General features: G+C 65.7%; 20 protein-coding genes, 1 tRNA gene and 1 other RNA gene. 11 read left to right on the top strand and 11 right to left on the bottom strand.

The genetic code is table 11. From position 1 onward, the window contains the following. Nucleotides 1-192 precede the first annotated feature (192 nt). The 6 genes from Q368_RS0110370 (at nt 193) to Q368_RS0110345 (ending at nt 7,183) form a co-directional block, all read left to right on the top strand. Nucleotides 193-1,038, top strand: coding sequence for a DUF169 domain-containing protein (locus Q368_RS0110370; protein ID WP_029459000.1), 846 nt, complete (start codon nt 193-195; stop codon nt 1,036-1,038). A 617-nt stretch (nt 1,039-1,655) separates the two neighbouring features. Beyond that, nucleotides 1,656-3,500, top strand: coding sequence for an alkaline phosphatase family protein (locus tag Q368_RS0110365; RefSeq protein ID WP_029458999.1), 1,845 nt, complete (start codon nt 1,656-1,658; stop codon nt 3,498-3,500). Between the two features lie 70 nt (nt 3,501-3,570). Next, nucleotides 3,571-4,068 (top strand): MarR family winged helix-turn-helix transcriptional regulator, encoded by a 498-nt coding sequence (locus Q368_RS0110360; protein WP_084158729.1) that lies wholly within the window; start codon nt 3,571-3,573, stop codon nt 4,066-4,068. Between the two features lie 125 nt (nt 4,069-4,193). Beyond that, nucleotides 4,194-5,477 carry an MFS transporter gene (locus Q368_RS0110355; protein WP_043785532.1) on the top strand — a complete coding sequence of 428 codons (1,284 nt, stop codon included), beginning with the start codon at nt 4,194-4,196 and terminating at the stop codon, nt 5,475-5,477. Nucleotides 5,478-5,487: 10 nt separating this feature from the next. Next, on the top strand, nt 5,488-6,510 hold the full coding sequence (locus tag Q368_RS0110350) for an aldo/keto reductase (protein WP_029458996.1): 1,023 nt from the start codon (nt 5,488-5,490) through the stop codon (nt 6,508-6,510). Nucleotides 6,511-6,580: 70 nt separating this feature from the next. Continuing rightward, nucleotides 6,581-7,183, top strand: a complete 603-nt coding sequence (locus Q368_RS0110345) for a phosphoribosyltransferase family protein (protein ID WP_029458995.1) — start codon at nt 6,581-6,583, stop codon at nt 7,181-7,183. A 93-nt stretch (nt 7,184-7,276) separates the two neighbouring features. Here the strand turns inward: Q368_RS0110345 and ffs are convergent. From ffs to xerD, 6 genes are all read right to left on the bottom strand, one after another. After that, nucleotides 7,277-7,372: signal recognition particle sRNA small type (ffs, locus tag Q368_RS24505), an RNA gene on the bottom strand. A gap of 15 nt (nt 7,373-7,387) precedes the next feature. Next, nucleotides 7,388-7,477, bottom strand: a tRNA-Ser gene (locus Q368_RS0110340). Nucleotides 7,478-7,533: 56 nt separating this feature from the next. Then, the gene (locus tag Q368_RS0110335; protein ID WP_029458994.1) at nt 7,534-8,427 is read right to left on the bottom strand and encodes a phosphoribosylaminoimidazolesuccinocarboxamide synthase; all 894 of its coding nucleotides are present in this window, start codon (nt 8,425-8,427) and stop codon (nt 7,534-7,536) included. Nucleotides 8,428-8,443: 16 nt separating this feature from the next. Continuing rightward, nucleotides 8,444-9,754, bottom strand: coding sequence for a histidinol dehydrogenase (hisD, locus tag Q368_RS0110330; RefSeq protein ID WP_029458993.1), 1,311 nt, complete (start codon nt 9,752-9,754; stop codon nt 8,444-8,446). A 204-nt stretch (nt 9,755-9,958) separates the two neighbouring features. Then, the gene (locus tag Q368_RS0110325; protein ID WP_052360103.1) at nt 9,959-12,781 is read right to left on the bottom strand and encodes a CBS domain-containing protein; all 2,823 of its coding nucleotides are present in this window, start codon (nt 12,779-12,781) and stop codon (nt 9,959-9,961) included. A 171-nt stretch (nt 12,782-12,952) separates the two neighbouring features. After that, a complete protein-coding gene (gene xerD / locus Q368_RS0110320) occupies nt 12,953-13,903 on the bottom strand; it encodes a site-specific tyrosine recombinase XerD (protein WP_029458991.1) in 951 nt (316 codons plus the stop codon). A gap of 92 nt (nt 13,904-13,995) precedes the next feature. Between xerD and folK the strand changes: the two genes are divergently transcribed. Both folK and Q368_RS0110310 read left to right on the top strand, forming a co-directional pair. After that, nucleotides 13,996-14,577 (top strand): 2-amino-4-hydroxy-6-hydroxymethyldihydropteridine diphosphokinase, encoded by a 582-nt coding sequence (gene folK, locus Q368_RS0110315; RefSeq protein WP_342665698.1) that lies wholly within the window; start codon nt 13,996-13,998, stop codon nt 14,575-14,577. A 31-nt stretch (nt 14,578-14,608) separates the two neighbouring features. Then, entirely contained in the window at nt 14,609-14,926 is a 318-nt protein-coding gene (locus tag Q368_RS0110310; RefSeq protein WP_029458989.1) for a YHS domain-containing protein, read from the top strand. A gap of 75 nt (nt 14,927-15,001) precedes the next feature. On the opposite strand, the gene Q368_RS26960 is transcribed toward Q368_RS0110310, so the two are convergent. Beyond that, nucleotides 15,002-15,286, bottom strand: coding sequence for a hypothetical protein (locus tag Q368_RS26960; protein ID WP_245611319.1), 285 nt, complete (start codon nt 15,284-15,286; stop codon nt 15,002-15,004). An 86-nt stretch (nt 15,287-15,372) separates the two neighbouring features. On the opposite strand from Q368_RS26960, the gene Q368_RS26955 reads away from it, so the two are divergent. Both Q368_RS26955 and Q368_RS0110300 read left to right on the top strand, forming a co-directional pair. Continuing rightward, the gene (locus tag Q368_RS26955) at nt 15,373-15,945 is read left to right on the top strand and encodes a hypothetical protein (protein ID WP_245611318.1); all 573 of its coding nucleotides are present in this window, start codon (nt 15,373-15,375) and stop codon (nt 15,943-15,945) included. Beyond that, nucleotides 15,945-16,766: a nitroreductase family protein gene (locus tag Q368_RS0110300; protein ID WP_029458988.1), complete on the top strand. Its 822-nt coding sequence runs from the start codon at nt 15,945-15,947 to the stop codon at nt 16,764-16,766. Before Q368_RS26955 ends, Q368_RS0110300 begins: the two co-directional genes overlap by 1 nt. 164 nt (nt 16,767-16,930) lie before the next feature. On the opposite strand, the gene tgt is transcribed toward Q368_RS0110300, so the two are convergent. Next, nucleotides 16,931-18,061, bottom strand: a complete 1,131-nt coding sequence (gene tgt / locus Q368_RS0110295) for a tRNA guanosine(34) transglycosylase Tgt (protein ID WP_029458987.1) — start codon at nt 18,059-18,061, stop codon at nt 16,931-16,933. Nucleotides 18,062-18,118: 57 nt separating this feature from the next. On the opposite strand from tgt, the gene ade reads away from it, so the two are divergent. After that, a complete protein-coding gene (ade, locus tag Q368_RS0110290; RefSeq protein WP_029458986.1) occupies nt 18,119-19,852 on the top strand; it encodes an adenine deaminase in 1,734 nt (577 codons plus the stop codon). A 643-nt stretch (nt 19,853-20,495) separates the two neighbouring features. Here ade and typA read toward each other — a convergent pair. The 3 genes from typA to ercA form a co-directional block, all read right to left on the bottom strand. Continuing rightward, complete coding sequence (gene typA / locus Q368_RS0110285) at nt 20,496-22,337, bottom strand: translational GTPase TypA (protein ID WP_029458985.1); 1,842 nt, start codon at nt 22,335-22,337, stop codon at nt 20,496-20,498. A 76-nt stretch (nt 22,338-22,413) separates the two neighbouring features. Next, entirely contained in the window at nt 22,414-24,132 is a 1,719-nt protein-coding gene (locus Q368_RS0110280) for a PAS domain S-box protein (protein ID WP_029458984.1), read from the bottom strand. Next, entirely contained in the window at nt 24,104-25,285 is a 1,182-nt protein-coding gene (gene ercA, locus Q368_RS0110275; protein ID WP_029458983.1) for an alcohol dehydrogenase-like regulatory protein ErcA, read from the bottom strand. The genes Q368_RS0110280 and ercA overlap by 29 nt, the downstream gene beginning before the upstream one ends. Nucleotides 25,286-25,294 lie beyond the last annotated feature (9 nt).

Genomic DNA, 25,294 nt, shown 5'->3' with positions numbered 1-25,294 from the left:
AAAAAGCATACTGCGGAGTGCAAGAACCGCATGGCGGCGCTGCCGGCCGTTGGCGAGGGCTCGGACACGGGCAGGAGGTCCGGGCTTCTGGAGGGCGGTCCTCATGGGACGCCCCGGTGGGGCCACGCCCCTCCTGTACGACGGTTGCGCGGCACATACCGTTTCGGCGACCAAGCAAAGGAGTGAAAAGACATGACCATGCAGTCCGTTCTTGATGACACCAAAATATTTCTGGAACATCTCGGCACGAAGGAAGAGCCATTCGGCGTGTATTACGACGATACCAAGCCGGAGAAAGCTGTCGGGCCGAAAGTGGGGGAGCCCATTTCGCGCGAACTGGAGGATCAGGGGAAGTTGGACATGCAGAAAGTCTTCAAGACCTTCTCCTGCGTCATGTGTAATGTCTGGCTGGCCAGAAAACAACATCGCGCGGCCTTTATCTCCACGGAAGAATACGGCTGCATTGGGGGAGCATACTACTGCTCCATGATGAAACCACCCCTTGCCTTCATCGAGCATTACGTGGGTACGGGCATCAAAGGTACGCCGATTCATGGCGAAAGATATATGCCGGGTCGCGAGAGCGTGCGCAACTTCCTCACAAAGGTCGACCCGCGCCAAGCACCGGCCAAGTACTGCATCTTCAAGCCGTTGTCCCAATTCATAAACGATCAGGAGCCGGAGTTCGTCATCTTCTTCGCCCGGCCAGAAGTCTTGACCGGCCTGTTCATGCAAACTGTTTTCACCACGGGCGACGTGGACTGCATGGCCTCCCCCTTTGGCGCGGGGTGCACCAACATGCTCGCCTGGCCTCTGTATTACCAGCAACAAGGAATGGAGAAAGCCGTCCTCGGCGGCTTCGATCCCTCGGCCAGAAAGTGCATGAAGCCCGATGAGCTGACCTTCACGGTGCCTTTGAGCCTTTACAGGAAAATGCTGGCCGCCCTGCCGGAGTCCATGTTCAACGTGGACGGGGAATGGAAGAACATCCGCAAGAAGATCGCCCGCAGCGCGAAAGTCTGGGGGGAAGGGGAATAGGCAGGACGAGTGCCTGATGGCCTGACGCTGTCCCCCAACCGGGGCTGCTGCAGAAAAAAGGGGTTGCCCGCTTTCGGGCAACCCCTTCCGTGTTTTCCGGGAGTGACCGCGTCCAGGCATGCCTGGGATAAAAAATCCAGGCCGCCGCGGAAGAAGCAAATGGCTGTCTTGAAGTGCTCCCGGTTCCGGTTCCCGCACGCGGGACCCGGGCAAAGAGAAAGATCCTGAACTGGCTGGCGTCGAACTGACGCCACACCCGAGGCGCGGCCCCTTTCTGGCAAGCCAGTTCGCGGCCACAGATCGGAGTGCGCCACCAGGTTGCCTGCGGCGTGCTCGGCATGGATATCCACGCGGCCGATATCGGCAAGAAACCACTATTCGCTCAACCCCAGAATCCGCGAATTCAGGTCCCTGTCCTTCATGGCCTTTCTCCGGGGAAGCGCATATTTCGTCCCTTCCCCACGGAAAATCCTGAAGGATTTGTTGCTTCTTTCGAGTTTCCCGTGGGGAGCCGCCCAAAGCGTCTCCGGCCTGGGCAGGAAACCATTTTCATGCTAAGCACCGGTCACGACTAGAACCGTGTCCGAAACACCCAAACCCGATGGACCGCGTATTCCATGACTCCGCATAAATCCCTGCGCAAGGCCGTCGTGCTCGGCATCGACGGCCTGGACCCGGGCCTGTGCCGGGAAATGATGGCCAAGGGCCGGCTGCCCCATTTGCGCCGGCTGGCCGCGACCGGCCTCTTCACGCCGCTGCACACCGCCAACCCCGCCCAAAGCCCCGTGGCCTGGACCTGCCTCGCAACCGGAGCCAACCCCGGGCGGCACGGCGTCTATGACTTCATCGTGCGCGACCCGGGTTCCTACCTGCCCCGGCTCTCCCTGACGCGGCCCGGCGCTGCCGGTCCCCTGGAGCCGCCCGCGCCGGCCTATGACGCAACCACCCTTTTCGACGTCGCCGTGCGCGCCGGCATGCCGGTTGCGGCCGTACGCTGGCCCGTGACCTATCCGCCGGCCTTTCCCGGCGCGAACGTGCTCTCCGGGCTCGGCGCGCCGGATGTGAAAGGCCGCCTCGGCAACTACGTCCGCTATGAGGAAGGGTCCCAGGGCGCAAGCGGGGGGCGCGGCAAGGTCGAGGCAGTCCGCTTCGCCGACGGCCGTGCGGTCCTTGCCGTGGAAGGCCCCATCGCCCTGGTCGCCGGCAAGCGCGCCCCGGCCGTATGCCGCCTCGCGCTGACGCGCCGCCACGGGCTGCTCGAATATGCCTGCGAGGAAGCGGCGGGCAGCATCGCCCCCGACGGCTGGTCGCCCTATCTGCGCCTGCGCTTCGCCTGCGGCGACGGCCGCGTCGTGACGGGCGTCACGCGCCTTTTCCTGCAACGTCTCGAACCGCTTTCCCTCTACTGCGGTCCCATCCAGGTCGATCCCGAATCCCCCAATCTGCCCATCGCCGCCCCGGCCGGCTATGCCGCCGAACTGGCCCAGGCTTTGGGCGGCCCTTACAGCACCCTCGGCATGCCCGAGGAAACCAAGGGCCTCACCGACGGCGCGGTCACGGACGAGGCCTTCCTGTCTTTCTGCGACGACGTGACCCGGGAGCGGGAAGCCATGCTCGCCTACGAACTGGGGCGCTTCAAGGAAGGGTTGCTCGCGGTCGTCTTCGACACCTCGGACCGCATCCAGCACTGCTTCTGGCGCTTCCACGACCCGTCGCACCCGCTCTACGACGCGGACGCGGCCAAGCGCCTGGGGCCGGTCATCGAGGATCATATGGCGCGCATGGACGCGGCGGTGGGCGCGGCCCTCGATGCGGCCGGGGACGACACGGCCCTTTTCGTCTGCTCCGACCACGGGTTTTGCTCGTACACGCGCTCCGTCAACGTCAACGCCTGGCTGGCCCAGGCCGGCTACCTGACGCTCAAGCCCCACGACCCGGCCGATGCCGGGGAACTCTTCAAGCACGTGGACTGGTCGGCCACCCGGGCCTACGCCCTGGGATTCGGCTCCATCTATCTGAACATCGCCGGCCGCGAACCGCAGGGTATCGTGGCGGACGGCGGGGAGGCGCGGGAGCTCGGTGCGGAAATCGCCGCCCGCCTGCTTACGCTCGACGACGCCGGCAAGTCCGCCGTCGCCGCCGTGCACGACAAGGCATCGCTTTACGACGGACCGCGCCTGGCGCAGGCGCCGGACCTCGTGCTGGGGCTGCGTCCGCCGTACCGCGTGGCCTGGACCTCGGCCATCGGCGGCGCGGGCGGGGAGGTGTTCAGCGACAATCGGCAGAAGTGGTCCGGGGACCATTGCGTGGATGCGGCGTTCGTGCCGGGAGCGCTTTTTTCAAATCTGCCCCTGGCCGCTCCCGCGCAGGGGGTGGCGCAAACACGGTTCGCCGCCACGGTCTGCACGGCCCTGGGCCTAGCGCCTGCGCCGGAAATGGAGGCGGCTTTGCCCAGGAAATGAAAGGGGGCACCTTGACCTGTTCGGCGTGTGCCTTATACTTTCTCTAACTAACTATTAGAAGGGAACCGCCATGGCAGACACACTGGATGCTTGCGCACGCGAACTCCTGGATGTGATGCCGCTGGTCATGCAGGACCTGCGGCGGACCATGCGCAGCCAGCGGAGCGCGGACCTGCGCGTGCCCGAACTGCGCAGTCTGGCTTTCTTGCGACACTCCCCCGGCTCCAATCTCACCGATCTGGCGGAATACATCGGCGTCTCCCTGCCATCCATGTCCAAACTGGTGGATGCCCTGGCGGTGCGCAACCTGATCGACCGCCAGCCTGATCCCGGGGACCGTCGGAGGGTGCGGCTCTTCCTCACCGACGAGGGCATGGCCTTGCTCATGAAGGCCCGCGAGGCGGTCAAGGCCGGCTTTACGGCCAAACTGTCCCAGCTTGGGCCGGATGAGGTGGCCAAGGTCACCATGGGGCTTGGGTTGTTGCGCGGCCTGTTCTCGTGTGCGGCGGCCGATGCCGGCGTTACCGGCATCGCCGCCGGGGCCGCGGCGCAACCTGCCGGCGTGTGAGGCCTGCGGCGACGCCTGGCCGTCTGTCGGGACGCCGCGCCCGCGAGGCTCCCTCTTTCAAGAAGGGACGGGCCGTCCGGGAATTTTCCCCGGCCGGCCGGCCCGGCAAAGGATGATGTTTTTCCATGGCGCAGCACACCACCGGGGCGTGGCGCGCGGGCATCGGTCCGCGCTCGCGGCAGTCGTTCGCCCTGCTTGCCCGCTCGTTTCGACACCGCAATTTCCGGCTTTTTTTCGTCGGCCAGTTCATCTCCCTCATCGGCACCTGGATGCAGTCCGTGGCCGTCTCCTGGCTGGTCTACAGGCTCACGGGTTCGGCCATGGCGCTCGGGATCGTCGGGTTCGTCACGTACCTGCCGGTCTTCGTGCTGGGGCTTTGGGGCGGCAGCCTCGCCGATCGTCGCGACAAGCGGCAGCTGCTCGTCGTCACCCAGGTCGCGGCCATGGGCCAGGCCCTGGCCCTGGCCGCGCTGACTCTGACCGGCGCGGCCACGGTCTGGTACGTCGGGGCGCTGGCCATGCTCCTTGGCGTGGTCAACGCCGTGGACATGCCGACCCGCCAGGCCTTCGTCGTGGAGATGGTCGGCAAGGAGGATCTGCACAACGCCATTGCGCTCAATTCCTCCATGTTCAACAGCGCCCGGGTGCTCGGGCCGGCGCTCGCCGGGCTGCTCGTGGCCGCGGTGGGCGAGGGCATGTGTTTTCTCTTAAACGGCGTCAGCTACCTGGCCGTCATCGCGAGCCTGCTGCTCATGCGCCTGCCTCCACCCGTCGCGCGCCCGCCCAAGGAGCCCATGGCCGCCCACATCGCCGCGGCCCTGCGCCATGCCTGGGGCGACAGGACCATGCGCGCCATCCTGTCCGGACTTTGCCTGACGAGCCTGTTCGGGGCCTCGTTCATGGTCGTTTTGCCCGTGATGGTGGACGCGGTCCTCGGTCACGGCGCACAGGGGCTGGGATTTATTACGGCGGCCATGGGCGTCGGCAGCGTGGCCGCCGCGCTGACCCTGGCCTTGCGGCGCGAAAGTCGGGGACTTGGGCGCATCCGTGTCCTGGCCGGCGTCGGCTTCGGCGTGGCCCTGATCGCGTTCGGGCTTTCACGCAACTTCTGGCTTTCGCTGGCCTTCGCGTCGGTCCTGGGATTCTGCCTGATCCTTTTTTTCGCCGCCGCCAATACGCTGCTGCAATTGCGAAGCCCCGACGACTTGCGTGGCAGGATCATGGCGCTGTATGCCGTCACCCTGGTCGGCATGGCGCCTTTCGGCTCGCTTTTCGCCGGAACGCTCGCCAGTCTCGTCGGCGCGCCGGCGACGCTGGTCCTCGCCGGCGCGATCTGCGCCCTCGGCGTCGGCGCGCTGGCCGCAACCGAACCCCGGGCAACGGCCGAAGCCGCGTCCCGGGCATCCTAAGGAGGTCGGCATGCGTCTCGTGCCGCTCGGGAAAACCGGAATCCAGGTTTCCGCCGTGGGATTCGGCGGCATCCCCATCATCCGCCTGAATTTCGAGGAAGCGGCGCATGTCCTGCGCCACGCCGCGGACAAGGGCATCACGCTTTTCGACACCGCCAACCGCTACGTGGACAGCGAGGAAAAGATGGGCCGGGCCTTTGCCGGCATGCGCGACACGGTGGTCATCGCGACCAAGACCGGGCAGCGCACGGCCAAGGCGGCCATGGAAGAGCTGGAATTGAGCCTCACGCGCCTCAAGACCGACTACATCGACCTCTACCAGCCGCATCAGGTGTCCAAACCCGAGGAGCTCGACGCGCTGCTGGCCCCGGGCGGGGCCATGGAAGCGTTGGTTAGGGCCAGGGCGCAGGGCAAGGTCCGCAGCATCGGCATCACCTCCCATAGTCTGGAGATGGCCCGCAAGCTCGTGGCCACGGGGCTTTTCGCCACCATCCAGTTTCCCTACAACATCGTCGAAACCGAGGCCGCTGCGCATCTTTTCCCCGAGGCGCGCACGGCGGGTATGGGCATCCTGTGCATGAAACCCTTTGCCGGCGGCATGCTCGACGACGGCGGGCTGGCCCTGCGTTTCCTGCGCCGCGAGCCGGACCTCATCGTGCTGCCGGGTTGCGACACGGTGGCGCAGGTGGATCAGGCCGTGGAAATATTCTCCGGGGAAGCCGCCTGGAGCGAGGAGGACGTGGCCAAGGCGCAGGGATACCGCGACGAACTGGGTTCGCGGTTCTGCCGGCGTTGCGAATACTGCCAGCCCTGTCCGCAGGGCGTGCGCATCACTTACGCCATGATGTACCGGGTGGTGGCCAAGCGCATGTCCCCGGCCAAGGCCGTGCAGTTCGCCTCGGAAACCATGGAGACGGTGCGCAACTGCATCGACTGCGGCGAGTGCGCCACGCGCTGCCCCTACAACCTGCCGATCCCGGAGATGCTCCGCGAGCATCTCGCCATGTACGACAGCCACAAGGCCGCGCAGTGAGAGACACCCGGGGAAGCGCCGCCCGGTCGTTTCCCCGGGCGTGACGGAAAACCGAAGCGGGGAGGGAATCATGGATGCGGCAGCAACGCTTTGCGAGGCGCTGTGGCGCGGCGGGGCCGTGACGGTTTCGCCCGAGCCCGTCACCCTCAAATCGGGACGCGTCAGCCATGTCTACGTTTCCCTGCGCCATTTCGCCTGCGACGCGGACAACCTCGCGCTGCTCGGCCACGTGTTCGGGCAGTGGCTGGACGGGAGGCGCTATGCGCTCGCCACGGCGGCGAGCCTGCTTTCGCCGATGCTGGCCGGGGCGTTCGCGGCGCGGTTCGGCCTGCCCTTGGCGCTTTTCCGCGCCGACGACTCGGAAAAGGGGCTCGCCGGCCAGGTGTTCGGCGCTCTCGCCGGGGAGCCCCTTTGCCTCCTCGACGACGTGCTCACTTCCGGCAGTACGGCGATACGCGCCGCCCGGGCCTTTCGCGAGCACGGCGCAGCGTCGGTTGCGCTTTTCGTTTTCGTGGACAAGCGGCCGCAAGGCCGCAAGACGGATTTTCCCTTGCCCGTGGCCGCGCCGCTCACGCTCGGGACGCTTCTGCGCTACGGCGTCGAAACCGGGCGCATCACGGGCGACGCGGTCGCCCTGGCCGGGACGGAGCTGGCGTTCCTGGAAGGGGAGTAGGGTACGGCGGAGAGGATATCCACTGTCCGCTTCGCCGGCACGGGGCGTCGCGGGGCGCGAGCGGGCAAAAAAAAAGCGCGAGTTGCCTCGCGCTTTCAAGGGAAGCCGGACACCCGGCTCCAACCGTTACCGCTGCTTCCTTTCGGACCTGACGGGATTGGCGGCGAAACCGCCGCCCGACTTCCCCAAAATGAAGTCATATTGTGGCGGAGAGGGAGGGATTTGAACCCTCGGTACCCGTCAAGGTACATACGATTTCCAATCGTACTCCTTCGGCCGCTCGGACACCTCTCCGCAAGAGCTCGTCTATCTATCCTAACCCCCTTGCCTTTGCAAGCAAAAACTGCCGGTCAGGACAATTTTTTCCCGGTCAGCACCGTGTAGGCCGCGAGGTACTTTTCACGGGTCTTGGCCACGACTTCCTCGGGCAGGCGCGGCGCGGGCGGCTGCTTGTTGAAACCGACGGAGGTCAGCCAGTCGCGCAGGTACTGCTTGTCGAAGCTGGGCTGGGACTTGCCCGGGGCGTAGCCTGCGGCCGGCCAGAAGCGCGAGGAATCCGGGGTGAGCACCTCGTCGATGAGGATCAGGCCGTCGTCGGTCAGGCCGAACTCGAACTTGGTGTCGGCGATGATGATGCCGCGCGCCCGGGCATAGTCGCGGGCCTTGGCGTACATGGCGAGGCTGACCGCCTCCACCTTGTCACACAACTCCTTGCCGATCATGTCCTTGGCCTTGGCAAGCGTGATGTTCTCGTCGTGCGCGCCGAGGTCCGCCTTGGTCGAGGGTGTGAACAGCGGCTCGGGCAGGATGTCCGACTCGACGAGCCCGGCCGGCAGCGCGTGGCCGCAGACCGTACCCGTGGCCTTGTAGTCCTTGAGCCCCGAACCGGTGATGAAGCCGCGCACGATGCACTCGATGGGCAGCGGCTTGGCTTTTTTCGCCACCACGGCCCGGCCTTCGAGCATGGCAGCGTACGGGGCGAGGCCGGCCGGGAAGGCGGCCGTTTCCGTGGCCAGGAGGTGGTTGGGGATCATGGCCTTGAACATCTCCATCCAAAACAGCGTGATCTGGTTGAGGATGACGCCCTTTTGCGGGATGGGGTCGGGCATGATGACGTCATAGGCCGAGATGCGGTCCGTGGTGACGATGAGCAGGCTCTCGGGCGAAAGCTCGTAGATGTCGCGCACCTTGCCCCGCGAACGCAGGGGAAAGGCCTTGATGTCGGTTTCGGTTACGGCGTGCATGGCGATCCCTCGCGTTTTAGGATTTCTTCAGCCGGCATTCCACGCTGCGGGCGTGGGCTTCCAGGTTTTCCAGGCGCGCCAGCCGCGCGATCTTCGCGCCGTGCGCGGCGACGTAGCCGGGCGCGGCGGCGATGAGGCTGGTCTTTTTCGTAAACGTCGCCACGGACAGGGCCGAGGAGAACCGGGCCGTGCCCATGGTCGGCAGCACGTGGTTGGGGCCGGCGAAATAATCGCCCACGGGCTCGGGGCAGTGGTGGCCCATGAACACCGCGCCGGCATGGCGCACCTTGCCGACGAGCGCCCAGGGATCGGCCACGCACAGTTCGAAGTGCTCCGGCGCGATGGCGTTGATCAGTTCCATGCCGACCTCAAGGTCCGGCACGGCGACCAGCGCGCCAAACTGCGCAAGCGACGTCGCCGCGATCTCATTGCGCGGCAACTCGGCCAGCTGGTGCGTCAGCGCCGCGCACACGGCCTCAAGCTGCGCCGCATCCGTGGACAGGCAGATGGCCGCGGCCATGGGATCGTGCTCGGCCTGGGACAGCATGTCCGCGGCCAGCCATTCGGGATTGGCCGAAGCGTCGGCCAGGATGGCGATTTCGCTCGGGCCGGCGATCATGTCGATGCCGATCGTGCCGATCAGCATCCGCTTGGCCGTGGTCACGTAGATGTTGCCCGGCCCGACCACGACGTCCACCGGCGCGATGGAACCCGTGCCGTAGGCCAACGCGGCGATGCCCCAGGCGCTGCCCACGCGGTAGATCTCTTCGATGCCGAGGATGGCGGCGGCGGCCAGGATATAAGGATTGAGCGAGCCGTCCGCTCGGGGCGGGGAGACGACCACGATGCGCGGCACTCCGGCCACCTGCGCGGGCACGGCGTTCATGAGCAGGCTGGAAAGCAGCGGCGTTTCGCCGCCCCGGCCGCCGGGCACGTAGCAGCCGGCCGCGTCCACCGGGGTGACGATCTGGCCGAGCATGGTGCCGTCGGCGGAGGGCACCCACCAGGAGCGCTCCTTCTGGGCGGCGTGGAAGGCGCGGATGTTGCCCGCGGCCTCGGCGATGATCGCCGCGTCGGCTTCGGGAATGGCGGCAAGGCCTGCGGCGATGTCTTTGGGGGCGACGCGCAGACAGTCGGCGTCAAAGCTTTTGCAATCGAAACGGCTGGTGAAATCGACCAGGGCCGCGTCGCCGCGCTGGCGCACGTCGGCCAGGATGCGGGCGACTTTTTCGGCGGCATCCCCGGCGGCTTCCTCGCGATTGGCGAGCAAGGCGCGGATGGGTCCGAAATCCTCCGGACCGCGCACGGTAAAACTGGGACAGGGCATAGGGAATATCCTTAAAGACGTCATTGCTGAGGGTGAGCGGAAAAGCGCGGCAAGAGTAGCCCCAAGCCGCCCGAATGTCGAGATGTGGGAGAGGGAGGAAGGGGGAGGGAAAAGAGGAAGAAGAACGCCTCCGGCGGCCAGGAGGGGCCCTCGGCCCCTCCTGGACCACCCCGAAGGGGGGATAGGGGAAATTTTGAGTTAAAGTTACTCTTTAACATCCTTGGAAGACATGTCGTTTGATCCAGCATCTGCGGGCCGATCAAGTTCCGAAACATCCGCTTCGGCAACGACGGAGCCGGGAGGCGGCGCGGGCAGGGCACAGCGTGCCCCGCCTGCTTTGCCGGCAAGCAGCGGCTCAATGGATTCGCCCCGCGCCAGACGGCGCAGCATCTCCAGTTGCTCGGCCCTGCACGCGGCATGCCCGTCCACGGCCGCGGCCGTGACCTGGCGCAGGATGGCCGTGTAGCGGGGGCCGGGCTCGATGCCGAGCGCCTTGAGGTCGTTGCCCGTAATCTCCACGCGCTTGCTGCGCAGCGTGGTGAGAAAAAGCGACACGTATTTCTGGAGCGGCTCCCGGGGATTGCGCGCCATGAGGAACAGCGCGCCTTCCACGGGCAGGTGCTCGAGCACGAAGTAGAGTTCCGACAGCGCTCCCTTGTGGTACTCCCAGTTGAAAAGCCCCTGCGCCGTATCGCGGATCTGCCCGCGCAGGCGCGAGATGTCCTCGGCCGTGCGCTTGGAGAAGTTGAGCCGCTTGCCGATGATGCCGAACTGCTGGGCGTCCATGCCCGAGCACAGGGCCAGGAAGTAGACGAGCCAGGTTTGCGGCGCGGGGTCGATGTAGAGGAGCCTGTACCAGTTGATGACGTTTTCCACCTCCATCAGCACCGCCTCCCGGGCCGGGGTCAGGGCGAGCAGGGGATGGATGGCGGCCAGGAGCTTGTATTCCTGCATGCGCCGCAGGCAGGCGAGCGGCGTTTTTTCCTCCAGGATCAGGCGCAGTTCGTGGAAGACGCGGCTGCCCGAGAGCTTGTGGAAGAAGTTGTGGCGCACGGCGTTTTTGATCAGCCGGTCGGTCTGGCCGCCGATGCGGAAGCCGAAACGCTCGCTGAAGCGGATGGCGCGCACGATGCGCGTGGGGTCCTCGACGAAGCTCAAGGAATGCAGCACGCGCAACACACGGTCCTTGATGTCGCGCTGCGCGCCGAAAAAGTCCACCAGATCGCCGAAGCGCTCCGGCGACAGGTGCACGGCCAGGGCGTTGACCGTGAAATCCCGGCGGTAGAGGTCCATTTTGATGGAGGAAAGCTCCACGGTGGGCAGGGCGGCCGGGTATTCGTAGTATTCGAGCCGGGCCGTGGCCACGTCCACGCGCTGGCCGTCCGGCAGCACGACAACGGCGGTCTTGAACTTGGGATGGGCCTTGTAGCGGCCGCCGAGTTCCTGGGAAAAGGCCGCGGCAAAGGCGATGCCGTCGCCTTCGACCACGAGGTCCACATCGAAATTCGGGTGCTTGAGCAGCACGTCGCGCACGAACCCGCCGACCACGTACACGCCGTAGCCCAGTTCGTGGCCGAGCGTGCCGGCCTTTTTCAAAAGTTCAAGCAGTCCCTTAGGGAGTCGCTCGCGCAACAGGCCACCAATGTTGCGGTCGCGCTTGCGCTCGGGCAGAAGCGACTCGGGAATCCGCGCCGGCTCCTTGACCAGGGTGTTCACCAGATCCGTGCGCGTGACCACGCCCGAAAGCCGGCCGTTTTCCACCACGGGCACGAGCCGTTGCCGCTGGCCCAGGATGATCTCCATCACCGGATAAAGATCGGTTTCCGGCGTGACCACGGCCGGGTCGCGGATCATGTATTCGGACACGGGCACATCGCCCAGGCCGTGGTTGATGGCCTTGTCCATGATGTCGTGCTCGATGACGCCCACGCAACGGCGCTGGCCCTTGCCCGTGACCACGGGCAGGGCTTTTAAGCCGTAGCGCGTCATGATCTCCTCGGCGCGGCGCATGGAGGCGGTGTCCTCGATGGACACCGCCGGCTTGCTCATGAGCTGGCGCACGAGAATTTGCGGATTGACCTGGGAATAGAGCAGGCCGAAGAGCTCTTCACGCACCTGCGTGAGCGTGCGGTTTTTTATCGAGGCCGAGGCGGCGTAGGGGTGACCGCCGCCGCCGAGCGAAGCGCAGATCTTGCCCACGTCCACATCCGGCGTGCGCGAGCGGGCGACCAGGTGCACGCGGTCGTTCATGAGCCCGATGGCGAACAGCACGCGCAGGTTCTCCATGTCCAGGAACTTGTGCACGAGCAGGGCGAAGTCGCCCACGTACTGGTCGCTCGTGGCTTCGGCGATGACCACTTCCACGCCGTTTACGTCATGGGTCTGCGCCGACTCGATGAGCTGGCTCATGATGGTGATCTGTTCCGAGGACAGTTCCCGTGTCATGAGATCGGCGATGACCCCGACGTCCATGCCCCGCGAGCGCAGCCAGGCCGCGGCGGCCAGGTCGTGCTCGGTGGTGGAGGCAAAAGTGAACGAGCCCGTGTCCTCGTAGATGCCGAGCCCGAGGATCGTGGCCTCGTCCGTGGACAGGGGCAGGTCCTCGGCCATTATGCGTTCCATGAGGATGGCCGTGGTCGAGCCCCAGGGCTTGACCACGCTCGTCGCCGCCGCGACGTCCTCGTCGGTGTCCGGGTGGTGGTCGTAGCAGTGGATGACGAGTCCGGGGTTGGCGAAGACCTGTTCGATATGCGGCACGCGGGAACGCTGACGCGTATCCACCAGGACCAGGGTCCGGACGCTTTCCGGGTCGATGTCCTTGAAGTTTTTGAAGTTGAACAAATACGTCGCGCTTTGGATGAAGAAATGGCGCAGATTTTTTTCCTGGCTGCCGGGAAAGATGAGCGTTGCGCCGGGATAGAGTTTGCCCGCGGCGATGATGGCGGCCAGGCAGTCGAAATCGGCGTTGGCGTGGCCGGTGATGATGACCGGGGCCTTTTGCAGGGGCGGTTTCGGAGGAAAACTCATAAGTAAAGCGTCACTTGATGTTTATTCAAAAATCACTGTATACCAAAATGGTTACGATACAATATCGCAAGAAATACAGGCGCGCAGACGCCGTAACAGCATCCCCTTTCGGGAGGTCCAGAAGGGGCCGCCGCCCGTCCTGGCCGGCGGAGGCATGCTTCATCCCCCGCCTCACAAACCTTCGTCCTCGTCCGCCGGCTTGGACGGCGCGGAGCGGGGATGGTGGGCGCGGTGCACGGCTACGAGCCGGGCCGCCTGCACATGGGTATAGATCTCCGTGGCGCTGATGTCGGCGTGGCCGAGCAGCATCTGCACCGTGCGCAGGTCGGCCCCGCCTTCGAGCAGGTGCGTGGCGAAGGAGTGACGCAGGCTGTGGGGCGAGATGCGCTCCGGGATGCCGGCGGCCGTGGCGTGGCGCTTGATGCCTTTCCACACGGCCTGGCGCGTCAGTCCCTTGCCGGAACGATTGAGGAAAATGAACTGTTCGCGCGGATGGAACGCGCCGCGCACGGACTGCAGGTAGGTGGAGAGAAAATCCCGGGCCAGGGCGTGGATGGGGGTGAGGCGTTCCTTGGCTCCCTTGCCGAAGACCCGGAGCAGGCCGGCCTGGGCGTCGAAATCGCCAAGGGTCAACCCGACGAGTTCCGAGACGCGCAGCCCGGCGGCGTAGAGCAGTTCCAGCATGGTCCGGTCGCGGTAGCCCAGCGGCGTGTCCGTGTCCGGCGCGGCGAGCAGCTTTTCGACCTGTTCGCGGGAAAGCACGTCGGGCAGCAGGCGCGGCAGTTTCGGGTTCTCGATCAGCGCCGCCGGCGACGCGGGTAGCCAGGATTCGTCCGCGGCAAAGGCGAAAAAACCGCGCAGGGCGGAGAGGTGGCGCGCCAGGGAACGGCTGGCCAGCCCCCGCGAGCGCAGGTGGACGAGGTAGAGGAAGAGCGTATCGTCGGTGACGCTTTCGAGGCGCGCGTCATGACTGTTTAAAAAAATTAAAAAACCTGTGATATCCTGAGCATAGGCCTCGATGGAATGCTCGGAGAGCCCCTTGTCCACGGTCAGGTGCGTCAGGTAACTCTCCACCCAGGCATGGGTCGGAGGAGAGGGGGGGGAGGTTTTTTCGGTGCTCATGGTGTGCGCGGCAGCGACAGTGACACGATTTCTCCCGGGCTTCAACGCCGTCCTCTCCCGGATCACGCCGCGGCGCATCCCTTGACAGGGGGATTTTCCCGCCGCTAGTTTCGGCCCCGCGACGTCCGCAGGGAGGAAGCGTCATTTCGCATCGCCGGCAAGCCGCAACCACGGCCTACCTTGGCCTCGGGTCCAACCTCGGGGACCGTGAAGCTGCGCTTCGCGCCGCCCGCGAGCGCCTTGGCGCACTTTCGGGGGCGCGGCTCGTCGCGATAAGCCCGGTCTACGAGACCGAGCCCTGGGGCGATGCGGACCAGCCGCGCTACTTAAACCAGGTACTTGCCCTGGAGCTGGACGAAAGCTGGTCGCCCGGGCAACTCCTCGAAACGTTGCTCGCCATCGAGGCGGACCTTGGCCGCGTGCGCGGCCCGCGTCGCTTCGGCCCGCGCACCCTCGACCTCGACATCCTGCTCTACGGGGATCGCCGCATCGACGACGCACCGGATCTCGTCGTGCCGCATCCGCGCCTGCGTGAGCGCGCCTTCGTCCTGGTGCCCCTGGCCGACATCGCGCCGCACACGGCCATCCCGGACGGGAAGGGCGGCGACGTGGCCGAGGCCCTTTCGAAAATCCCTTTCAAAATCTTCGGAAATAGCCTAAAAACATGCGACTGACAGGCCCCGTCAGGGCTGAGAAGGAGCGTTCATGTACCGCTGGCTCATATTGATCGTTGCAGGCTTCATTTTATACAAGCTTTTCATCGGCGACCGTGGCCGCAAGAAGGACCAGGAAGCCGAATCCAAAAAGCGCATGGCCGCCACCGGCGAGATGGTCAAGGACCCCGTGTGCGGCACCTATGTGCCGGCCGACGCCGACATCCGCGTGCGCGACGGCGACAGGGTCTACGCCTTTTGCAGCTACGAATGCCGCGACGCCTTCGTCAAACGCCTGGAAGCCTCCCGTACCCAGCAGGCCGTGAGCCACGCCAAGGAAGGGGAGCACGCGGGCAGCGGCCAGGCTTAAGGCCGGCCCCAACCTCCCGTTGCAGCATTTCGAGGACGCGGAATTCGGGGAGGCCGGCCATTGCCGGCGGCGACTTCAAGGCGACGCATGGCCCAGAAAACACGCATCGTCGATGTGGCGATCAACGTCTTCGGCAAACCGGCGCAGACGGCCCTGACCCTGCTTTCCCTCCTTGAGCACAGCGGTCGGTTCATCGACAAGGTCTACTTCATCGAAGAGCCGGACGTGGTCAACACGCTCTTCGCCCACGCCGACATCCGGCAACTGCTCGGCGACCGCCTCGTCCATTTCAAGCCGCAACACATGAACTGGCGCTATCCCGTGGATGCCGCGCGCCTGGGCGATGCGGGCTACCGGCACAGCCTGCGCTACAGTACGCGTTCGAGCGCACGGAGAAGAACTACCTGCTGCTCGTCCACAACGACTGTGAGTTCATCGGCGACGCCGTGGGCCTGCTGCTGGGAGCGCTCGGCGCGTATTCCGGCGTGGGCGAGATCGGCCAGTGCTGGCTGTGCCCGGCCAAATACCTGGGGCACTGCGGCCCCGGGCGCTACCGGGAATACCGGCCCGATTTCGAGACACTGCGCGGGTTGTATGATACGCTCGATCCGGCCATCTATCGACGGCGTTACACCGAGGAGCCGACGCGGGAGCTGCTCGAACACCCCTGGCCCCTGCCGGAATGCCGGCTCAACGAATACTGTTGCCTCCTGAACATGGCCAAGGTGCGCGCGGACACCTGCCCGAACGGTCCGGCCCGGCCCATCGGGGCCTACGTCGACGTCGGCAATCCCGAGACCGGACAAGGGGTCCTGGACATCGGCGTGGCCTGGTTCGGGGACATGGCGCGCCTGGGCCACAGCTTCGGCCACGTACCTCTCGCTCCCTGCCTGCGCCACGTCGTCGGGGGGCACAAGGCGCTTTTCGCCCCGGAACTGTATGTGGAACGGGAGCGGCAGGCGCTCGCCGTACTCAACGCCCGCTTCGGAGGCAGGCCCGCCGCAAAGGATAATGCGTAATGTCCCTTTTCACCGTAAGCGACGCCTGTAACGGCTGCGGCCTGTGCGTGGCCGCCTGCCCGGCGAGCCTCGTGCGCCAGGCCGAGCCGGGCGCAAGGCCCGAACCCCTGGCCGGACGCGAGGCCCACTGTATCCTCTGCGGCCACTGCGTCATCGCCTGCCCGACCGGAGCCTTTGTCCACGAGCTGCTGCCCGCAAAGGACTTCGAGCCCATCGACCGCAAGCGGTTGCCGGAGTTCGACGCCGTGCGGCATCTGCTCAGGAGCCGGCGTTCCTGCCGCACCTTCGACCCCACGTCCGTACCCCGCGAAGAGCTCCTGCGCCTCGTCGAGGCCGTGCGCCATGCGCCCACCGGGCACAACGCCCGCCAGGTCGGCTACGTGATCGTGGACGGGCCGGCGCGCATGGACGTGGCGCGCCAGGGCGTGCTCGACTGGATGGAGATGGAAGTCGCGGCGAAAAGCGCCCGCGCCGCGGAACTGCACCTTGGCGGCGCGGCCCGTGCTGCCGCCAAGGGCAAGGATGTCATCTTCCGCGGCGCGCCCCACGTGGCCGTCGTGCATGCGCCGGATACGGGCATCACACCCGCTCTCGACGCCGCCATCGCCGGCGCGTGGCTGGAAATCGTCGCCGCGGCCGCCGGCTACGGAGCCTGCTGGTGCGGCTACCTCGTTTTCGCCCTGGACGCCCATCCGCCGCTGGGAACGCTGCTCGGCGTCCCGGAAGGGCACAAGGGCTACGCCGCCTTGCTGCTCGGCCGCCGCGCCGCGCGCCCCCTGGCCATCCCGCCTCGCGATATGCCGCCTGTGACGTTTTTTTAGGGGGGGTGGGAGAGAGGGGGAAAAGAAGATGCCTCCGGCGGCCGGGGGGCATGATGCCCCCCGGAACCCCTCGAAGAAATGGGTGGAGCGGTAGCGATGCGGGAATGTCGGGCGGCGTCGAAGCGCCGCATCTGAAAGATTGACGTTTGGGCAGTGCCTTGATTCTATGCTTCTTCCTCGTTTTCCGGATAGACGGCTTCCATTTCCCTGCGGAAGGCGGCAAAGCGGCCTTCGCGGATGGCCTGTCGGGCGCGCTCCATCATCTGGGAGAAAAAAGTCAGGTTGTGCAGAGTGTTGAGCCTGTAGGACAACAACTCCCTGGCGATATAGAGGTGGCGCAGATAGGCCTTGGAAAAGGTCCGGCAGGCGTAGCAGGGGCAGTCGGGATCGAGGGGGGAGTCGTCCTCGCGGTATTCGGCCCGCTTGATGTTCACCTTGCCCTTGGTGGTGAAAAGCGTGCCGTTGCGGGCGTTCCGCGTGGGCAACACGCAGTCGAACATGTCGATGCCCGCGGCCATGCCGGCGAGCAGGTCGCGCGGCGCGCCGACTCCCATGAGGTAGCGGGGCTTGTCCGCCGGGAGCAGGGGGGTGGCGTCGTCCAGGATGTCGTACATCTCGGCGCGGCTCTCGCCCACGGAAAGCCCGCCCAGGGCATATCCCTCGAAATCCAGGTCGATGAGCTGTCGGGCGCTTTCCGCGCGCAAATCCTTGAAAAAGCCGCCCTGGACAATGCCGAACAGCAATTGTCCCCGGTCGCCGGAAGGATGGGCCTTGCGGCAGCGCGCGGCCCAGCGGGTGGTCAGCGCCAGCGATTTTTCCGTATAGGCCCGGTCCGCGCCGAAAGGCACGCATTCGTCGAGCACCATCATGATGTCCGAGCCGAGGTTACGCTGGATGGAGATGACTTTCTCCGGCGAAAAGAGGTGCTTGGAGCCGTCGATATGGGAGGAGAAGGTCACGCCTTCCTCGGTGATCCGCCGCAGGCCGGACAGGCTGAAAACCTGGAACCCGCCGGAATCGGTGAGGATCGGCCCGTCCCAGCCCATGAAGCGGTGCAGGCCCCCGAGCTTGGCCACAAGCTCGTCGCCCGGGCGCAGGTAGAGGTGGTAGGTGTTGCCGAGGATGATCTGCGCCCCCAGGTCATGCAGATCGGTCGGGCACAGGCTCTTGACCGTCCCCTGCGTGCCCACGGGCATGAACACGGGGGTTTCGACATCGCCGTGGGCCGTGGTCAGCCGGCCGGTCCTGGCCGCGCCGTCGCCGGGGCCGGGAATAAAAGTTCCTGGTACGTTCATGTGCCATGATATAAGCAATTTTTTCCCGGGACTCAACGCCCGCACAAGGAGCTTCCCATGCCCGAATCCGAAAGCCTCGAAGTCTGCCGGCTGCGGCTGGCCGTGGCGCGCGGCGACGCGCCGGCCGACGTATTGGTGAAAAACGCCCGCGTGCTCAACGTGCTTTCCGGCGAGATCCACGAAGCCGACGTGGCTGTCGCCGCCGGGCTCGTGGTCGGTTTTTCCGGCCGCGATGCCCGCCAGGTGGTCGATGCCGGCGGGCGCTACCTGTGCCCGGGGTTCATCGACGGCCACATCCACATCGAATCGACGCTCCTGTCGCCGCCGGTCTTCGCCCAGGCCGTGGCCCCGCACGGCACCTGCGCCGTCATTTCCGATCCGCACGAGATCGCCAACGTGCTGGGGCTGTCCGGCATCGAATACATGCTCGCGTGCAGCCGCGACCTGCCCGTGACCTGCTATTTCATGATGCCGTCGTGCGTGCCGGCAACGACCATGGCAACGTCCGGCGCGCGCCTCGGGGCCGTGGACGTTGGGGCCATGCTCGCGCGTTATCCCGACCGCATCCTCGGGTTGGCCGAGGTCATGAACTATCCGGGCGTGGTCGCCGGCGACGAGGACATGCTGCGCAAGCTGCGTGCCGCCCGGGGCAAGGTCATCGACGGCCATGCGCCGGGGCTGACCGGCAGGGCGCTCGACGCCTACGTCACGGCCGGCCCGGGTTCGGACCACGAATGCACGGCGCTCGAGGAGGCGCGGGAAAAGCTGCGCCGGGGCCTGCACATCATGATCCGCCAGGGCAGCACCGAACAGAACCTGGATACGCTCATCCCGCTGGTCACGGCGGAAAACGCCGCGCAGTTCTCCCTGGTCAGCGACGACCGCGACCCGGTGGATTTGAGCCGGGAAGGACACCTCAACGCCCTGGTGCGCCAGGCCGTCTCGCGCGGCGTGCCGCCCCTTCGCGCCGTGGCCATGGCTTCCATCAATCCGGCCCGCTATTTCGGCCTGCGCCGCCGGGGGGCCGTGGCTCCGGGCTACCGCGCGGATTTCCTGCTCGTGGACGATCTCGAATCCTTCGCCATCTCGGAGGTGTTCCTGGCCGGGCGAAGCCTGAACGATTGGGAATTCGCCGACCATTCCTGCCTGACGCCACCCCGGGCCATGCGCGTCGGCGGCGAACTGACCGAAGGAAGCCTCGCCATTCCCGCCAAGGGGGCGCGTTGCCGCGTCATCGGGCTTGTTCCCGGGCAGATCGTCACCGAGGAGCGCCTCGTGGACGCGAGCGTGCGGGACGGGCTGGCCGTGGCCGACCCTTCGCGCGACATCGCCAAGCTCGCGGTCATCGAACGCCACAAGGCCACGGGCAACCTGGGCCTGGGGTTCGTCAGCGGGCTCAAGCTCACGCGCGGGGCCGTGGCCGGCACCGTGGCCCACGACGCGCACAACCTGATCGTGGCCGGGGTGGGCGACGCGGACATGCTGCTTGCGGCGCGCACACTCATGGTTTCGGGCGGCGGATTCGCGGTCGTGGCCGATGGCAAGGTTCTGGCGCAGGTGCGCCTGCCCGTGGCCGGGCTCATGAGCGACGCGCCCCTCGAGGTGGTCATGGGACAGCTGAGCGCCCTGGGAGCAGCCTACCGGCAGGTGTCCGCCGCGGATGCGCCGGCGCATCCGTTCATGGCCATGTCGTTTTTGTCCCTGGAGGTCATCCCGACACTCAAGCTCACGGACCAGGGGCTTTTCGACGTCACATCCTTTTCGCGGGTGGGACTCTTTGTCGAGGCCTAGCTGGCGAGCTGCGATCGTAAACGATTACCAGTATGTTTCGTATTACGATTCGTAGTGTCATTTGAGTATCGACCTCAAGACTGAGTAAAATCGACTGCGGAGCATGCTGTGTCCGACATGCGCAGTGCGGTCGTATGCCGGGCGAACCCATAGCCGGCGGCGCAGTCCGGCACGGCGGCGGACACGGCGGAAGCTGCCCGCGTAGCGCGGCAACAACCCAAACTTAGCGAAAATCCCAGGGAAAGATGCCAGAGTGCGTCCTTAGCGGCCGGGGCGGCGCTTCCCGGCTGTCGGCCGCCCCGGAATTATGTCCCATAATGTAAATTATGTTAACTTTGCTCTGGCAACCCTGACTTGCACAGGCCTTTTCCGCGTTCGCTCGGTCCTGCGGTATCCCGGCAAATTCCCGGCTCGCGTAGGCTTTGACCAAGGAGAATCGCCCAGACCATGCCAGCCCTTGGCGTGGCTTCGTGAGACGTCCCGCCCGCTGTCGATCCGCCGGCCGTCGCTTGTCACGCGAAAAGAACGGTCCGCTGGCGCGCGCTTTGCCGACAGGATGGTGTAATCCGGGGCGCGCCATGCACAAAAAAAGCCCGGGTCGCCCCGGGCTTCGCAATTCCTTTCCAAGAGGCCCAGCCGACGCCTAGCCTTTATCCTTCTTCTTGGCCCCGTCCAGGGTGTGCCTGTCCTTGGCCGAAAGCACGGCCTTGCGCAGACGGATCGATACCGGCGTCACCTCGACCATCTCGTCCTCGCGCACGAAGTGCAAGGCCCGTTCCAGGGTCATGGGCAGCACCGGTGACAAAATGACGTTCTCGTCCTTGCCCGAGGCGCGCATGTTCGTGAGCTTCTTTTCCTTGCACGGGTTCACGTTGATGTCGTTGTCCCGGTTGTGCTCGCCGACGATCATGCCCTCGTAGACAGGCTCGCCCGGCGTGATGAAAAGCCGGCCGCGCGGCTCCAGGTTGAACAGCGCATACGGGACGCCCACGCCTTCGCGGTCGCAGACGATGGAACCCGTGAAACGGCTGGGGAAATCGCCGCGGTATTCCTCGTAGCCTTCGAGCGACGAGTTCATGATGCCCGTGCCCTTGGTGTCGGTGAGGAACTCGTCACGGTAGCCGATAAGTCCCCGGGACGGAATGGAAAATTCCAGGCGCACGCGGCCCGAACCGTGGTTGACCAGGTTGAGCATGCGGCCCTTGCGGATGGAGAGCTTTTCCGTGACCACGCCCACGAACGCCTCGTCGCAGTCGATGAAAAGGTGCTCGATCGGCTCCTTCTTCACCCCCCCTTCCATCTTGAAGATGACCTCCGGCCGCCCCACCGACAGCTCGAAGCCCTCCCGACGCATGGTTTCGACCAGGATCGCCATCTGGAACTCGCCCCGACCCTTGACCGTGAAGCTGTCCTTGTCCTCGGTCTCCTCCACGCGGATGGCCACGTTGCGCAGCGTCTCCTTGTACAGGCGCTCGCGCAGCTTGGCCGACTGCACGAACTTGCCCTCCCGGCCGGCGAACGGCGAGGAGTTGATGGCGAAGCGCATGGCGACCGTGGGCTCGTCCACATGGATGCGCGGCAACGCCTTGGGCGAATCGGCCGTGCAGATGGTGTCGCCGATGGTCACTTCCTCGACCCCGGAGAGCACGATGATGTCGCCGGGCTCGGCTTCCTCGGTTTCGGTCAGGCTCGGGCCCTGGTAGACCTGCAATTTGGACACGCGCAAGGGGTTGGCCGCGCCGGATTCGTCGATGCGCACGAGCGTCTGGTTGATGCGCGCCGTGCCCGAGATGACCCGGCCCACGGCCAAACGGCCCAGGAATTCGGAATAGCCGAGGTCGGAGACCAGCATGCGGAAGGGCTCGTCGAGATCGTGGGAAGGCGCCGGAATCGTGGACAGGATGCGCGTAAACAGCGGTTCGAGGTTCTTGCCCTCGGCGTCCAGGGACTCCTTGGCCATGCCCTCGCGGCCGATGGCGTAGAGTACGGGAAATTCGAGCTGTTCCTCCGAGGCGTCGAGGTCGATGAAAAGGTCGTAGATTTCGTTTAAGACTTCCTCGATGCGCGCGTCCTTGCGGTCGATCTTGTTGACCACGACGATGACCGGCAGGCCCCGGTCCAGTGTCTTCTTGAGCACGAACCGGGTCTGCGGCAACGGCCCTTCGGAGGAATCGACCAGAAGCACCGCGCCGTCCACCATGGACAGCGCCCGTTCCACCTCGCCGCCGAAGTCGGCGTGGCCGGGGGTGTCGATGATGTTGATTTTGACTCCGCCCGAGATGACGGCGCAGTTCTTGGCGGCGATGGTGATGCCGCGCTCGCGCTCGAGGTCCATGCTGTCCATGATGCGGTCCGCCACTTCCTGGTTCTGGCGGAACAGGCCGCTTTGACGAAACATGTGGTCCACGAGGGTGGTCTTGCCGTGGTCGACGTGGGCGATGATGGCGATATTGCGCAGCGATTCGTTCTTGATCTTCTGGCTCATGGGGGTTCCTTCAAAAAACGTTGCCGACGCGGAGTAACACCGACGCCGGGGCGGGGACATACCGTAACGGGCGACGTTAGGCAATCGGCAGGGTGAACGTAAAGGTGCTTCCCGCTGCGGGCTTTGATACGAAGAAAATGCGACCGCCGTGTGACTCCACGATATGTTTGCAGATGGTAAGCCCCAGTCCCGTGCCTTTGGGCTTGTTGGTCAGCGTCGCACCGATCTGGTTGAATTTTTCAAAGACCTTGTGCTGTTCGGTATCGGGAATACCGATGCCCGTGTCCGTCACCTCGATCACCACGTAATGTCCGTCGGCACGGGCCCGGCAGGTGACGGAACCGCGCTCCGTGAACTTGAGCGCGTTGGAGACGAGGTTGACCAGCACCTGGATGATGCGGTCGCGGTCGCCCATGACTTCGGGCAGGCGGCCTTCGATGCAGGTCTTGAGGGCGACATCCTTGCTGGCGGCGAGCAGGCCAGCGGAGGCGGACATGACCCGGCGCACCACTTCGGAAGGGTCCACGCGCTCGCGCTTGAATTCCATCTTGCCCGCCTCGAGCTTGGCAAGATCCAGCACGTCGTTGATGAGGTGCTTGAGGCGTTCGCCCTCGGAGACGATGATGCGCAGGTTGTCCATGACCTGCGCGGCCTGCCGCCGCCGGCGCGGATCGTCGTCGAGGAGCTTTTCGAACAGCGCATCCAGACGTTTCTCGATGATGACCGCGAATCCCAGCACCGAGGTCAGCGGCGTGCGGATCTCGTGGGACACCATGGACAAGAAATCGGATTTGGCCCGGTTGGCGGCCTCTGCCGCCTCTTCGGCCCGTTTGCGGATGGTCACCTCGTGGGTGAGGCGTTCGTTGGCCCGGGTGAGTTCGGCCGTACGCTCGGCCACCCGCTGTTCAAGTTCGTCCTGGTAGCGTTGCAGGGTCTGTTCCGCCTTCTTGCGTGCCGTGACATCCTGCAACGAACCGTCGTAACGGTCGGAATCACCGACGGCGTCGCGGATGCGCCGTGCGTTGACAAGCCCCCATATCTGCCCGCCGGACTTGGTGCGCAGTTCGATCTCGAGGTTTTTGATCTCGTCGTAGCGCACGAGCTCGGACCGGATGCGTTGGCGGGCCTCTTCCCTGGCCACCACGTCGTCGATGATATTCTTGATGTGGCGCATGAGGTCGTGCGCCGATGCGTAGCCAAGAATGGAGGCCATGGCCGGGTTGGCGCTGAGCATGCGCCCATCGGTGGACGTCTGGAAAATGCCTTCGGCGGCGTTTTCCACGATGCTGCGGTATTTCTCTTCGGCCCTCTTGAGCGCCAGTTCGTTTTTCTTGCGCTCGGTCACATCCCGGGCCACGATGACGGCGATGGAGCCGTCATCGCCGTTGGCCAGGCGGAACGTGATTTCCACGGACAACCCCCCTCCCCGGTTGCCCGGGCGAGGCAGGGTCGTTTCCATGCGTCCGGCCGCGAAATCGCCGGAAAAAAGCCCGCGCAGGTGTTCCACGGCCTCCGCCGGCCACAGGTCGGCGAAAAACCGCCCGACGAGCTCTTCACGCCGCCTGCCGAGCATCGCCCCGGCCGCGCCTGCCGCATCCGTGATCCGGCCCGTGACGGCGTCCACCAGGAAAATGCCCTCCCCGGTCTGGTCGAGCAGGGAGCGAAAGCGCTCCAGCTCGTCGAGCCGGCGCTTGAGCTCCGGGTAATAGCTCTTGCTGACGGACTGTTCACCGAAACCGAGCAGGCGGGCCCGGCGGGCGTCGGCGTCAGGAGCCGGATCGCCTGGCTTGTTCATATATCGATTCGATCTCGCCGACGGTCGGCTGTCTGGGGTTGGTCAACAGGCAGGGATCGGCAATGGCGTTTCGCGCCAGGGCGGCGATATCCGAGGCGGCGACCCCGATATCGGCCAGGCTCTGGGTTACGCCGAGCTCCCGCTTGAATGCGGCGATGGCCGCAAGCACGGCTTCTTTCTGTATTGCCGGCGGCGCATCGTCAGGGAAATCCGCACCGAGCAGCCGGCCGAGCGTTGCGTAGCGGTCGGGCACGGCGTCGTAATTGTATCGGACGACATGGTCAAGCAAAATGGCGTTGCAAAGGCCATGGGGCAGGTCGAGCAGCCCGCCCAGGCTGTGGGCCATGGCATGGATCGCGCCCAGGATGGCGTTGGAAAATGCCATGCCGGCATAGAGACTCGCCAGGATCATGCCGCCCCTGGCCTCGAGGTCGTCCGGGCGCGCGGCCGCGGCAGCCAGGTTGGCGCGTATCAGCCCCATCGCCTCCAGGGCCAGCAGGTCGGTCATGGGGCCGTGGGCGTTTGAGACGTAGGCCTCCATGGCGTGGGTCAAGGCGTCGAGGCCGGTATTGACCGTCAGGTCCCGCGGCATGCTGACGGTCACTTCGGGATCGATGAGCGCGGCGTCGGGGATCAGCGACTTGCTGGCGATGGCGATTTTCACCCGCCGCGCGGTGTCCGTGACGATGACGAACTGGGACACCTCGGCCCCGGTGCCGGCCGTGGTCGGCACGCACAACAGCGGCGGCCCGGGCCGTGGCACGTTGTCCACGCCCTCGAACTCGAGGATGTGGCGCCTGTTGGCCGAAACGATGCCGATGGCCTTGGCGCAGTCCATGGCCGAGCCGCCGCCCACGGCGACGATGGCGTCGCAGGCGCAGGCGTCGAACGCCATCGCCCCGGCCATGACCTCATGGTCCCGGGGATTGGAGGACAGGGCATTGAACAGCTCGTAGTCGATGCCGGCCGTTTCCAGGCTCTCCGCGACTTCGTCCGGCAGGCCCATTGCGCAAAGGCCCGGATCGGCCACGAGCAGGGCGCGCCGCACGCCGAGCCCCGCGGCCTGGCGGCCGGCAAGGTCCCGTGCCCCCCGGCCGAACACGAATTCCGGCGCGATGAATTTGCGCAGGGACAACAAAAGTTTTTCCGGCATGCCTCCTCC

This window comes from Solidesulfovibrio alcoholivorans DSM 5433 (genome assembly GCF_000702665.1).
Classification (GTDB): Bacteria; Desulfobacterota; Desulfovibrionia; order Desulfovibrionales; family Desulfovibrionaceae; genus Solidesulfovibrio; species Solidesulfovibrio alcoholivorans.
This window is presented reverse-complemented; position numbering and strand designations above follow the sequence as displayed.